A 13,403-nucleotide genomic window follows, 5' to 3' on the forward strand; every position below is an offset into this window, starting at 1 on the left:
AATCTCACAAAATTATCGCAGAGGGTTCGCAAAGTGCTAGTAACAACCAATGGGTTCAATGTGATAGGGTTGATGAGCAAGAGTTACAGACTTTCACCGATATCTATTTGGTAACCAAGGTCGATAGAGGATTCCCAATCCTCACTACCTTTTAGGCGATTCAGCAGTTGTTTGGCGGCAACCCGTCCCACCTCTTCACGAGGTGTTACCACGGTGGCAAGGCGCGGCAGCATGGCTCGGCTGACATCTAAGCCGTGAAAGCCTGCAATGGCAATGTCTTCGGGGATGCGAATGCCACGACGCTGGCACTCGTACAACGCGCCAATGGCCAAGTCATCGTTGGTGCAAAATATGCCATCAACATCAGGGTGGTTTGCGATCAATTCATTGAGTAAGGTTGACCCTAGCGTAAACGAAGACGCCTCCTCAGTTTGCAAGGTAATGGGCGCTAATCCACTCGCATTCATGGCCTCGAGATAACCTGCCATTTTCAATCGTGTGCGCTGATCCATGCGTGCGGCGAAGTAGGCGATTTTTTTACATCCCTTGTCCAGCATGGCCTGTGTCATGGCTTTGGCTGCTGCACCGTTATCAAACCCGACGGCTTGTTCAATGCATGGAGAAATGGAGTCCATGATCTCAACCACTGGAATAGACGCGGTTTCGAGCATTTTTCTCGATTTATCTGTGTGCGTGGTTTGGGAAAGAATGATCGCATCGACGTTGTAAGAGAGCAGGGAAGCAATGCTCTGCTCTTCCAGTTCTGCACTGTAACCATAGTGCGCAATCATGGTTTGATAGCCCGCGGGCGCGGTCACTGACTCGATACCGCGGATCACTTCAGCAAACACCTGATTCGTCAAAGAAGGAACCAGTACGCCAATGGCGTTACTTTTTGCGTTGGAAAGAATATCAGGGGCGCGATTAGGAATGTAGCCAAGCGTTTCAACGGCTGCTTCAATTTTATGTTTGAGCGCTTCTGAAACCTGTGAAGGATCGCGCAGGCAGCGGCTAACCGTCATTTTGGTTACGCCAACTTGGTCGGCAATATCTTGAAGTGTGGGTCTTTTTTTCTTACTTACCATAACGAAAATCTAATCGCATATTATTCACATCCTGTGAGCGGTGATGTTACACCTTAGTGTGGATCTACTCACCACTTTGTTGTCAGTAAGTGCCGCTATTCAACAATATAGCGGTGGCTGTAAAGTTTAGAGGTGGCCACAACCTTGGCTAGCGAGGACTCGAGACGCTCTGCATCAAAGTAACGGCCTTTACCGAGTGCGGATGCTTCTAGGTGAGCACGTGTTACCGAGGCCAATGACGGCGATATCAGGTTGACTCATTGCTTGCTCCTTCCAATGCGCGAATGACTTGCTCCAATACGTGTTCAGATTGATGGGAAATATCAATGAAAACAGCTTCGTCTGCCGTCGGCTCCACCAAGGTTTCAAACTGGCTTTTTAGCATTTCTTGGCCATTGAAGTAGTGGTCGGTACGTTTTTGATGGCGAGACCAAATGGTATCAAAATCCCCTTGGAGATAAACAATGGTCATGTCTTTATTATTTTGTCGCAATGTATCGCGATAGGTCTTTTTCAGTGCGGAGCAGGCGACAACCAGTTCGTCGTTATCGATGAATAACTGGTTTAACGTCAGCAGCCAGTCGTGTCTGTCCGCGTCACTGAGTGGAATACCTTGACGCATCTTTTTGACGTTTTCTTCAGGGTGAAAATCATCACCATCATGAAAGGGGATCGCCAGTTTTTGTGCGATCAGGCTACCTATTAGGCTTTTCCCAGAGCCTGACACGCCCATGAGTAGGATTTTTTTAGGTTTCATTGGAATCGTTATCCTCTTGCCTTTATCAATGCGGAAGGCATAAAAAAGTCACTGAGTGATCGCTTCTAGACGGCATCATTTCCACCACATGGCGAGTTGAGGGAAGGCGATGGTTAAGCCAAGAACAAGGATTTGAAGCCCGATAAACGGCAGCAGTGAACTGAAGATTTCGCCCAGACTGATGTCTTTTGGTGCAACGGATTTAAGATAAAACGCCGCAGGGCCGAAGGGAGGTGACAGGAAAGAGACCTGCATGTTTAGACAGAACACCACGCCAAACCAAATTGGGTCATAACCCAGCTCAGTGATCATCGGCACGAAGATCGGCATCGTGAGCAGCGCGACGCCAACCCAATCAAGGAACATGCCCAGTACCAGCAAAATCAGCATCATGATCAAAAGCGTGGAAAGCGCGCCGCCGCCACTGAGGGAAAAGATAACATCACCGACAAAATCGATGCCGCCCATCAGATTGTAAATGCCGACTAAGGCACTGGCTCCGATACCTATCCAAATGATCATGCCGCACGTACGCATAGTTGCGACGGCACTGTCTTTGAGCATGCTGTAGTTGAGTTCACCACGAATTGCCGCACTCGCCATGATGCCGATAACGCCCAGTGCCGAGGCTTCTGTGACCGACGCGATACCGGAATAGATACTGCCAAGTACCACGGCAACAGACAGTAGCGGGAAGAACAGCGCCTTCATATAACTGATTTCTTCCTCTTCTTCTGCGTCAGACGGAATGGTGTCGGGTGCGAGGGAAGGGTCGATATAACAGCGGATCAACACATAAGCGATGTAAAAACTTGCCAGTAATAGGGCAGGCAAGAAGGATGCTTTGAACAAATCGCCGATGGAGACACTCGCGGTCATGCCATAAATGATTAATACGATACTTGGTGGCAACATGGTGCCGAGTGCGCCGCCCGCACAGGTTGTGCCAATGGCGAGCTTGCGGTTGTAGCCTAATCGCAGCATTTGAGGCAGTGCGAGAATGCCAAGCAGAACGGTTTCACCGCCGATCACACCACTCATTGACGCTAAAACAACAGCAACCAGAAGGGTTTGCACCGCCACGCCGCCACGAACACGACGACCAATGATGCGCATGGCGTTGAACAAATCTTTGGCAATGCCGGAGCGATCAAGAATGGATGCCATCAAGACAAACATGGGGACAGCGAGAAACACATAACCTGAAACAAAGCTGTAGGTGCGGCTAGCAATCAAAGGCAGGGCATCAGGGCCAAACCAACCTATGGTGAAAAACAAGGCGACAAAGCCAGTCACGAAGGCGAGCTGCATGCCGGTGAGGAGCAGTGCGACCATCATAACCAGCATGAGAATACTGCCCCAACCGAGGCCGATTGCCGATAAATCAAACATCTTCCGACTTCCTAAAAGTGGCGATTTCCTGAATAAGGTGCAGCACGAACTGAATCACCAAAATGCAGAGTGCGACGAAAATCAGCCCTTTGAGCAACGCAGGGTAAGGGGCATTGAGCACCGAGCCTGATGTTTCAAGGCGAAGGTCTCCCCAAGGGGCAAACCAAGATTCGTTCGCAATGAGGTAGGCGGAATAGGCCAGCATGCCTGCGAAAGCCAGCCCAATAATATGATGCACTATGTTGAGATATTGACGTTTGCGAGGTGACACGGCGTCGTAAATCAGCACAACTCGAACGTGTTTGTTGGTCGCAAACGCGTAGATGCCACCAATGATAAACAGGCATCCACCAATAAATGAGGCGGTTTCATGCACCCACGTGGTGGGCGCGTTAAAGGCGTAGCGCATGACGACTTCGTAAAACGAGATCAACGCGGTGACGATAAACAGCAAGCTGAGTGCGTCGCCAACACGAATAATGGCTCTGTCTAAAAGGTTACGCGGCTCGTCTTCATGGTGGCTTTCTTCAGCCTTGGTCAGTTGATTATCCATAACAATCTTGTCCTGAATAAAGAGGGCGTGAGCCCTCTTGGAATCCAATGGTTGGAGGGGAATCCAAACGAAGGAGGGTTACAGCAGGCCGTTAGATGTCAGGAACAGTGTGACCGAGTCATAGACTTTCTGAGCATTTGGCGAGCGTTCAGCAAACACTTTCCATTGGGTCTTCGCGATTTCGCGGAATTTCTTACGCTCGTCGGCCGACCAATCGTGAAGGGTGATGTTTGGGTTGTTCTGCGCTTCAGTGACCGCCGCTTGGTCAGCAATTTTTAGCTGCGTGGTGATGTCGTAAGAGAAGTCTCTGACCGAGGTAGTCAAGATCTCTTGCAGATCCGCAGGCATGGCATCCCATTTCTTCTGAGAGATTGAAATGTCGATAAGTGGCAGGGAATGGAAGCCAGGCTGAACGGGGTGCGTGGCAATGTCGTTCATGCCCGCTTTTTGGTTAGTGGAAAATACGGTGTAGTCCGCGGCGTCGATAACACCCTTGCTAAGGCCAGTGAAGACTTCAGAGCCCGGCAAGTTCACTGGGGTTGCACCTGCGGCAGCAAACACTTGTTGAACCAAACCTTCCGGCGCACGCAGCTTAAGGCCTTTCAAATCGTCAACGCCATTGAGTGGCTTTTTAGAGATAAAGGATTCAACGCCCGTGGTGGATGCGCCGATGAATTTCACACCATACGGCGCGTAAAGTTCCGTCATCAGTTCATTACCGCCACCATAGTTCATGTATTGCAGTAGTTGGGTGGTGTCTGACCATGCACCGACCATGTTGCCAATCAAACCAAACGCAGGATCTTTACCGGAGAAATAACCCGTCGCGGTCACGTGGCCATCGATGATCCCCAATTTGATCGAACCTAATGTTTCAGTATGCTTAACAATAGAACCAACAGGGAGTAGGTCGATATCGATTCGGCCATTAGACATGAGTTCGACTCTTTCAGCCCACTCTTGCTGAAGCTTATAGTTGAGATCTCCTGATGGATCTGACGATTGGATTTTTAACGTAAAATCAGCAGCTAATGCTGATGTAGAAAAGAGTCCGGTGAGGGTGGCAGCTAACAAAGCTTTAGATAGCACGTTCATTTCAGAGGTATCCTTATGGGTTCCACGTTGAAAAAATACAGTGTTTCTACTGTTCGTTATTGTCCGGTTTGTTATTGATGTTACCGGTAACGTTGCAATATTGTTACCGGTAACCTGAATCTATTCCGAGATCCATATCCCAATTCCCCTATTCGTTAACAACTCATTTACGAAGTGAGCGATCTCGCTTGTTGTGGTTTTGCAGGCAAAGAAAAACGCCCTAAGTCATCGAGACCTAGGGCGTTGCCTTTTTAAACGTTTAACTGCGATATGCCTTGCCTTGCCTTGCCTTGCCTTGCGGGCGAAGAGACCTGACTTTTCCCGAGGTCTATCGGGCTAAACCACTGACGAAACGATCAAAGGGTTGGCATAGAGAAAACCGCGCCTTCTCGAACGTTCGCCGATGGCCAACGCTGCGTAATGGTTTTTCTGCGTGTGTAAAACTTCACGGCATCAGGGCCATAGGCGTGCAAATCGCCGAATAAGGATTGCTTCCATCCGCCAAAGCTGTGGTATGCCACAGGCACGGGCAGCGGGACATTGATGCCGACCATACCGACCTTGATGTTGTCCGAGAAATACCGCGCCGCCTCACCGTCACGGGTGAAAATGCAGGTGCCATTGCCATAGATATGACTATCAATCAATGTCATGGCTTCTTGCATGGTGTCTACGCGGACAATTTGCAGAACAGGGCCAAAGATTTCTTCTTGATAGCTCGTCATGGTCGGTAGGACGTTATCAATCAGTGTTGGGCCGACAAAATACCCGCTTGAATAGCCCTCAATAGATGGGTTTCTGCCGTCAACGACAATGGTGGCGCCATCGTTTTCCGCCGAAGAAATATATCCTTCTACTTTTTGCTTGTGCTCACGGCTGATCAAAGGCCCAAAGTCATTGTCATTGTCGTAAAACGCGCCAACGCGAAGCTTGGCGAGTTTAGGCGTGAGCAAGGCAGCCAAATTGTCTGCTGTTTCAGCGCCAACAGCGACCGCAACTGACAATGCCATGCAGCGCTCGCCGCATGACCCGTAAGCTGCGCCAACCAATTGATTCGCTGCGTTTTCGAGGTCGCAGTCTGGCATCACAATGGCGTGGTTTTTCGCGCCACCCAGTGCCTGACAGCGCTTACCATTCTGGCTGGCTTTTTCGTAAATGTATTTTGCAATTGGTGTGCTGCCGACAAAGCTAACCGCTTCAATGCCATCATTGGTGAGTAAGCCATCAACCACCGATTTGCCACCTTGAATGACCTGCATCACACCATCAGGAAGCCCCGCTTCTTTGAGCAGTTTGGCGATGAACAATGAGGTGCTTGGGTCTTTTTCGGAGGGCTTGAGAATGAAGCAATTCCCACACACCAGAGCCATTGGGAACATCCAAAGCGGAACCATGGCAGGGAAGTTAAACGGTGTAATTCCTGCCACAACGCCAAGTGGCTGATGTTCCGACCAAGAATCAATAGCTGGGCCGACATTTTTGCTGAACTCGCCTTTGAGCAATTCCGTGGCGGAGCAGGCGTATTCCACATTTTCGATGCCGCGTTGCAACTCGCCCATGGCGTCATGCGCAATTTTCCCATGTTCTTCGCCGATGAGTTTGCAAATCTCATCTTTGTTTTCTTCAAGCAACTGCTTGTAACGAAACATGATGCGCGCACGTTTAATCGCGGGCTGATCGCGCCACGCGGGGAAAGCGGCTTTGGCGATCTCGACAGCTTCACTGACGAGAGCATCGGGTGCCAACAGCAATTCTCTGATTGCTTCACCTGTGGCAGGGTTGTAGACCAATTGCGTGTCTGTGCAGTCTTCGCGCAGTTCACCGTTGATCAAATGTCCAATTTTTTCCATTGAGGGGCTCCTTTCTCTTAAGACCAAAGATGTCGATATAACGATTTCATTTCATCAGGGGTGGGTATTCTAGGGTTGTTTGATGGCGAACCAGACGCGAGCGCCTGTTCAATCATGGTCTCCAACACAGATTCAAATTCGTCTTGTGATACGCCAAACTCTGCCAATGTCGGTACGTTGAGTTCCTGATTAATCGCCATCAGTTCTTCAACAAGTCTCGTGTTGGCCACCTCTATGGGGTCGCTTTCGGTGGCAAGACCCATTGCAATCGCACATTTTGCATAGCGCTCAGGCGCGGCTTCGATGGAAAACGCCGTGATACTGGGCAAAAGCATGGCGTTAGAAAGACCGTGAGGCACATGGAAGAAAGCACCGATCGGGCGGCTCATTCCGTGTACCAAGGCGACAGAGGCGTTGGAGAACGCAATGCCTGCTAACGTTGCACCACGCATCATGGATTCACGAGCGATGGTGTCATTGCCGGTGTGATAAACCTTGCGCAGATTTGGCGCGATCAAACGCATTGCTTCGAGCGCATTAAAGTCACTAAACGGGCTCGCTTTGCGGCTAACATAAGCTTCGATGGCGTGAGTGAGCGCATCAATCCCGGTGTCTGCGGTAATTCGCGCAGGCAAGGTCATGGTGAGTTCATAATCCACAATGGCAGCGGTGGGGGAAAACCCTAAACCCACGCACAGCATTTTTTCATCGGTAGCGTCATCCGTGATCACCGTAAACTTGGTGACTTCTGACCCAGTGCCCGCCGTGGTCGGGATGGCAATGATGGGCAACCCTTCTTCATTCACGATGCGAGGCACTTTGTAGTCACGCATCACTCCGCCAAATCGTGCAAGAATGCTGATGGCTTTTGCGCTGTCTATCGCGCTACCGCCGCCCAGTGCAACAAGGCAATCAAAGCCACCATCTTTGGCTACTTGCACCGCTTCATTCACTGAACCTGCGGTTGGCTCGGGGATGGTGTCTGCATAGACACGCGATTCAATATCTGCTTGCGTCAGCAGTGCTTGAACTTTGTCGACATAGCCAAATTGAACCATGGTTTTATCGGTAATCAGCAGCACACGGCTGGCATTCAAGTTTCTAACCATGTCGGGAATGCGTGCAATAGCGCCGCCCCCAATTTCCATCATTCTGGGTAAGGTGACTGATGCACTCATTTTGCTTCTCCTAGCGTGTCAGGTTTTCCGGGAAGGGGCTCTCTACGCAGCGCTTTGTAGAGGCCGACGGCCGTTGCGATGATGACGAACGAATAGGGCAACGCCGCAACAATAGAGGCGGTTTGCAGTGCGCCCAGCCCGCCAGCGAGTAAGAGAACAGCCGCCACAAAGCCAATCGTCATACCCCAAAAAATGCGGTAGCGGGTGGGGGGATGTGCGCTACCCATAGAGATAAGCGTACAAATAACAAGCGTTGCTGAGTCAGCAGATGTCACGAAATAGGTGACGAGCATGATGGTGCAAATGGAAGCGCCAAGGGTGGTGAGAATCGGGCCCACATCCATTAGCTCGATGGTGGTGAACAGCGAGAGTGTGAGGTCTTTGTTTACGGCTTCAACGACACCGCCCCCGCCAAACAGCTCGATATACATCGCGGTATTACCAAAAATGGTGATCCAGAAAGTGGCAAGTAAGGTTGGCGCAATTAACACGCCAAGGATGAATTCACGAATGGTGCGTCCCCGTGAAATACGGGCAATGAAGATGCCGCAAAACGGTGCCCATGCAATCCACCAACCCCAGTAGAAAATGGTCCAAGAGCCTTGCCAAGTGTGCGCTGGATCGGGATCTACCCACAATCCCAACGAAGTGAAGTTCAGCAAGTAGTCGCCCAAGTTGGTGAAAAACGAGCCAATCACGTAAGCCGTCGGGCCCAAGATAATGAAAAATGCCAGCATGACGACTGTGAGTTGCATGTTGAGTTCACTGAGGATCCTGATGCCTTTGTTAACGCCAGTGATGACCGAGAATGTGGCGATCATGGAGATGACAACGATGATGACTATTTGTGTCGTGGTATTGATATCAACGCCAAACAAGTAATTTAACCCCGCATTCATTTGCTGCGCGCCAAGGCCTAGCGAGGTGGCAATACCAAAAACTGTACCGAACACGGCCAAAAGATCTGCCGCATGGCCGATCGGGCCATAAATACGATCACCGAGCAAAGGGTATAAACCGGAACGAATCGAAAGAGGAAGCCCTTTGCGGTAAGAAAAATAGGCGAGAGAGAGACCACAAAGCGCGAATAAGCCCCATCCATGAAGGCCCCAGTGGAAGATACTGACGCGCATTGCGACCTGTCCAGCATCGATAGACATGGCATTTTCAGGTGATATGAAAGGGTTGCTTTGAAGGTGGTACATAGGCTCGGCGATACTCCAAAAAAGAATACCAATGCCTATGCCTGCGCCAAACAACATTGAAAACCATGAAAAGAAGCCAAATTCAGGCTTCTCATCATCTTTTCCTAAACGAATATTGCCGTATCGGCTAAATACAAGATAAATCGAGATAAATAAAAAGGTACTCATTAACCCGACGTAGTACCAAGCTAAATTTGTTGCAATGTAACTTTTCGACGCTGAATAAACGCTACTGGCATGTTCCGGTGCGAGCACGGTATAAAGAACAAATAATATAATGAGTAGAGAGGAACCTATTGCCATGACAGGATTAACGCCGGCAAAAAAGCCTTTGCGTTCCTCTGGATTTATTTCGTGTTGCATTGAATGCTCCTTGTTAATGCCTTTTTATTATGTTTTTAGTGATATTAATCACACTCCATATTTATGGCTTTTATCGTTGAATGCTAAAAAAATGTTTAGTGCTGTAAGTATTAATTCTTCTATATTATTAAACTCCATGTTTATTGATTTTTGAGCAATCAAAAAAAACGAATCCTCAGACATAAGAAAATTTATACATGGTGATTTTGTTTCGAATTTATTACGGCACACCCGGATTTAATGGTTTACATTGAGGAGGTAAATATAAGGACGTAAAGTAAATATGAAAAAAAGACTTCCCCCATTGAATTGGCTTCGTTCCTTTGAAGCGGCAGCAAGACACCTTAGTTTTACTCATGCATCGCAAGAGCTGCATATTACGCAAGCTGCCATGAGTCAGCAGATCAAAGGGCTTGAAAGCCAATTAGGGACTGCACTATTTATTCGTCTTCCGCGAGGGTTAGAACTGACCGAGGCCGGTTCTGCTTATATGCCGGTCGTTCATGAATCCATTGAAAAGTTATCAGAAGTCACTGAAGAACTTTTTGGTCAAGGAAGAGCAAAGCTATTGAATGTGCGTGTCAATATGGTGTTCTTTCTTCATTGGCTGGCACCAAGGCTGCAGACTTTCATAGATAGCAATCCTGAGGTTAATCTCAAGATTACCAGTAATATATGGGTCAATAATCGTAGCGGTTCAAGCGATTGTGACCTAGAGATCACCCATGGGAATGGGCGTTGGCCGCACCTGAATGCGCGGCGGTTAACATGGGATACTTTATATCCTGTGTGCAGTAAGCAATATGCGGAAAGCCTACCTTCGGGATTTGGCCCCAAAGCGCTATTAAATGAAAAGCTGTTGCATGTTATTGGCTATGAAGATGGTTGGGGGCATTGGTTCACCAGCATGGGCTTGCCATACGCGGAATTTGAGCATGGCAGCCAATTTGATACCTTGGTTAATGCGCTAGAAGTGTCGGTAAATCATGGTGGTATAGCTCTTGGTCGAAGCAGTTTAGTGAAGCGATATATCAATGAAGGTAAACTTGTTCGCTTATTTGAGACGGAAGTTGCAACGCGAGAAGCTTTTTATTTAGTGAATCCTAATTCAGTTGTTCTGCACTCCCATGCACAGCTATTTATCGATTGGATTCTAAACGAAGTGGGGCATGATGTATCGAATAATTCTTATCGAGAATTATACGTGCAATAAATTAAGTCTATTAATTTTTTATGCGCTAAGGCCTAATTTTTATTAATAGTCGTCATTCACATCGCAAACTATCATCGCCAGTAATGAAACCTCGTCCCTTTGGAAAGGAGGGTTTCTCATTTCAGGTAAATATCTCTATGGTAGGAGCGAAAATAAATGAGAAATACACTGCCGCTTGCCGGAATTAACGTTGTTGACTTTGGTCAATATATTGCAGGGCCAGCCGTTGCGATGATTCTTGCCGATCTGGGCGCGAATGTTGTTCACGTTGATCCCCCAGGTGGCCCAATGTGGGATGATCCGGCAAATGCGGTTTTAAATAGGAATAAACTGTGCATCGAATTGGATTTAAAGACAAATGAAGGCCGAAAGAAGGCGCTGACTCTTTGTGCATCTGCAGACGTCATTATTGAAAACTTCAGGCCAGGCAAACTGTCTCAGTTGGGTATAGATTTCGACGCACTACGTGAAGCCGATCCTCGCCTCATAACGTTATCCGTCCCCGGCTTTGCTTCGAACGACACCTTGAGGAGAGAGTGGAAAGCAACCGAAGCGGTGATTTCTGCAACATCCGGTGTGTTTACCGACATGGGGTTTAACCGTGTGCTTATGGGGTGCAACCCCAGCTTTTCACCGTTAGCGCTTGGTTCTGCGTATGCGACATCCCTTGCGGCCAGTGGCGTATCGTTGGCTTTGTATGCGCGAGAAAAACACGGTCGAGGTGATCACATTGAAGTGCCAATAGCTGCGGCACTGATGGAAGGGCTGTCTTATAACTCTATCGTGATTGACGGCCTGCCAGACCGATACCTGACAATGCGTGAGCATGAAATCGCACATCGTCGTGAGAACGGGCTGGAAATGGATGTCACTTATGAGGAGTTGCAGGAATATCTCGACCCCTTCTATCGCACCTACAAATGCAAAGATGGCCGTTTCTTTTATGTCGTTTGCCCATCACACCGAAACCATGCCAAACGTTGCTTACAACTTGCGGGACTTTACGATGAACTTCTCGAAGAAGGCTTGCCTGACGTGGCTGATTTGTACCAGCCGGTCGCAGAGTGGGATGGAGAAACGTCAATTGGTGTGTATCCATTGCCTGCAAATTGGGCGGCGAAAATATCCGAGAAGATGAAACGGGTCTTTTTAACCAAAACCTCGGAAGAGTGGGGGAGACTCTTTGGCGAAAATGGCATTCCCGGCGCGCCCCATCGTACGACTCAAGAATGGGTAAACAGTGAGCATTGCAATCAAAGTGGTTTGATCGTGACGGTTAACGATGAAACTTATGGCGAAATGAAACAGCCGGGTCCATTGGTTTGGTTTGAGGAAATGGCAGAGCAAATGTGCGAAGTATTCCCAAGTCGTAAAGGCGATTTCGCTGATGCAGTGGACGTGTTTTCTCAACGCGCCCCATTTTCCAATTCCGCATATTCACACGCACCATCCTTGGAAGGTGCAGATAAGCAATGGCTCAACGGTGTGCGTGTTTTGGATCTCACGAATGTGATCGCAGGGCCCCACTCTACTGCATTTTTAGGACGCTTCGGTGCAAAAGTCACCAAGCTTGATCCTACAACACCGCTTTATGACCCGTTGATTGGTGTCTTTTTCAGTTTCTTATCCAACATAGGAAAAGACAGCCTGCTAATGGATATGTTGACTGACCAAGGCAAAGAAGTGTTTGAAAAATTGGTCAAGAATAGCGACGTGGTGGTGATAAACGCACCGTCGCGGCAGGTTGAAGCCCTGGGTTTAAGTGACGAGCGCCTCAAGGCCATTAACCCTGATGTTATATTTTGTCGCCTAGATTGTTTAGGTGGGCCGAAGCGCGGTGAGAAAACCGATTACATTGGTTATGACGATATCATTCAGGCACATAGCGGAATTATGAGTCGCTTCGGTGGTGAGCAAACCCCAGAGGAACATGCACATCTTGGCACCTTGGATGTGAACTGTGGTTTCGCTGGCGGCTTAAGCATCGCAGTGGCTCTGTATCATCGTGAAAGAACAGGGCAAGCACTGCGTGCGCGTACATCATTATCTTCTACAACCAATTTTGCGCAGATCAAATATAGTTATGACTATGTTGGTCGTGCTCCATTCAATGAGCCATCAGGTCGAGAAGTGCTGGGTTACGGCAGTTTGTCACACATCTACCAAACCAGTGATGGTTGGCTCTACCTTGATGCGAGTGAAAACGACCTGCCAATCTTTGAGCTTCTCAAGCATTTTCAAGGGGTATCGTCGCTCGATGAAACGCAACGAAAAACCTACTTTACCGATGCGTTAGCTAAGCAATCGAGTGACTATTGGATCAATACCTTTTGTGAACTTGATATTGCGGCAGCAGAAATTAAAAGTATCGAATGGCTACGTGAGCAATACAGCAGAAAAAATGATGGCCTTGTTGGGCGTCATTTAGGCAGCTATGCATTCTCGATATATGACCAGCACCCAAGCGGGCTAGAAACCACCATTGTCGATCATTATGCAATACGCCCTAACATAGCAGACGTTGTTGCGCTGAAACCTACAGAGAGATTTGGTGCATCAAGCCGCAAAGTTCTTCAAGAGCTAGATTTGAGCGATGACGTGATTCAACAACTGGTTGATGATGGTGTTGTTAGTGACGGCTGGTCGAAGGTCTTCTTGCCCAATTAATGTGTTTTTCTGATTGCATGCAATAAAAATGGCGCTCAAGGAGCG

10 protein-coding genes are annotated in these 13,403 nt (G+C 48.5%); 2 read left to right on the forward strand and 8 right to left on the reverse strand.

Annotation, left to right across the window (positions count from 1 at the left end):
• Positions 1 to 83: 83 nt before the first annotated feature.
• The 8 genes from gntR to AB8599_RS20270 all read right to left on the reverse strand — a co-directional run bounded on the left by gntR (position 84) and on the right by AB8599_RS20270 (position 9,478).
• Positions 84 to 1,085, reverse strand: a complete 1,002-nt coding sequence (gene gntR, locus AB8599_RS20235; protein ID WP_407333531.1) for a gluconate operon transcriptional repressor GntR — start codon at positions 1,083 to 1,085, stop codon at positions 84 to 86.
• Between the two features lie 247 nt (positions 1,086 to 1,332).
• A complete protein-coding gene (locus tag AB8599_RS20240) occupies positions 1,333 to 1,842 on the reverse strand; it encodes a gluconokinase (RefSeq protein WP_407333532.1) in 510 nt (169 codons plus the stop codon).
• Between the two features lie 75 nt (positions 1,843 to 1,917).
• Entirely contained in the window at positions 1,918 to 3,234 is a 1,317-nt protein-coding gene (locus tag AB8599_RS20245; protein WP_407333533.1) for a TRAP transporter large permease subunit, read from the reverse strand.
• The gene (locus AB8599_RS20250; RefSeq protein ID WP_407333534.1) at positions 3,227 to 3,787 is read right to left on the reverse strand and encodes a TRAP transporter small permease subunit; all 561 of its coding nucleotides are present in this window, start codon (positions 3,785 to 3,787) and stop codon (positions 3,227 to 3,229) included. The genes AB8599_RS20245 and AB8599_RS20250 overlap by 8 nt, the downstream gene beginning before the upstream one ends.
• Positions 3,788 to 3,865: 78 nt before the next feature.
• Positions 3,866 to 4,882 carry a TRAP transporter substrate-binding protein gene (locus AB8599_RS20255; protein WP_407333535.1) on the reverse strand — a complete coding sequence of 339 codons (1,017 nt, stop codon included), beginning with the start codon at positions 4,880 to 4,882 and terminating at the stop codon, positions 3,866 to 3,868.
• Between the two features lie 356 nt (positions 4,883 to 5,238).
• Positions 5,239 to 6,732 carry a CoA-acylating methylmalonate-semialdehyde dehydrogenase gene (locus AB8599_RS20260; RefSeq protein WP_407333536.1) on the reverse strand — a complete coding sequence of 498 codons (1,494 nt, stop codon included), beginning with the start codon at positions 6,730 to 6,732 and terminating at the stop codon, positions 5,239 to 5,241.
• 17 nt (positions 6,733 to 6,749) lie between these two features.
• On the reverse strand, positions 6,750 to 7,910 hold the full coding sequence (locus AB8599_RS20265) for an iron-containing alcohol dehydrogenase (RefSeq protein WP_407333537.1): 1,161 nt from the start codon (positions 7,908 to 7,910) through the stop codon (positions 6,750 to 6,752).
• Complete coding sequence (locus AB8599_RS20270) at positions 7,907 to 9,478, reverse strand: BCCT family transporter (RefSeq protein ID WP_407333538.1); 1,572 nt, start codon at positions 9,476 to 9,478, stop codon at positions 7,907 to 7,909. The genes AB8599_RS20265 and AB8599_RS20270 overlap by 4 nt, the downstream gene beginning before the upstream one ends.
• Positions 9,479 to 9,761: 283 nt before the next feature.
• Here AB8599_RS20270 and AB8599_RS20275 point away from each other — a divergent pair, with 283 nt between their 5' ends.
• Positions 9,762 to 10,691: a LysR family transcriptional regulator gene (locus AB8599_RS20275; RefSeq protein ID WP_407333539.1), complete on the forward strand. Its 930-nt coding sequence runs from the start codon at positions 9,762 to 9,764 to the stop codon at positions 10,689 to 10,691.
• A gap of 156 nt (positions 10,692 to 10,847) precedes the next feature.
• Positions 10,848 to 13,358, forward strand: a complete 2,511-nt coding sequence (locus tag AB8599_RS20280; RefSeq protein WP_407333540.1) for a CoA transferase — start codon at positions 10,848 to 10,850, stop codon at positions 13,356 to 13,358.
• The last annotated feature ends 45 nt before the right edge of the window (positions 13,359 to 13,403 follow it).

The organism is Enterovibrio litoreus (assembly GCF_045679545.1).
Taxonomy (GTDB): domain Bacteria; phylum Pseudomonadota; class Gammaproteobacteria; order Enterobacterales; family Vibrionaceae; genus Enterovibrio.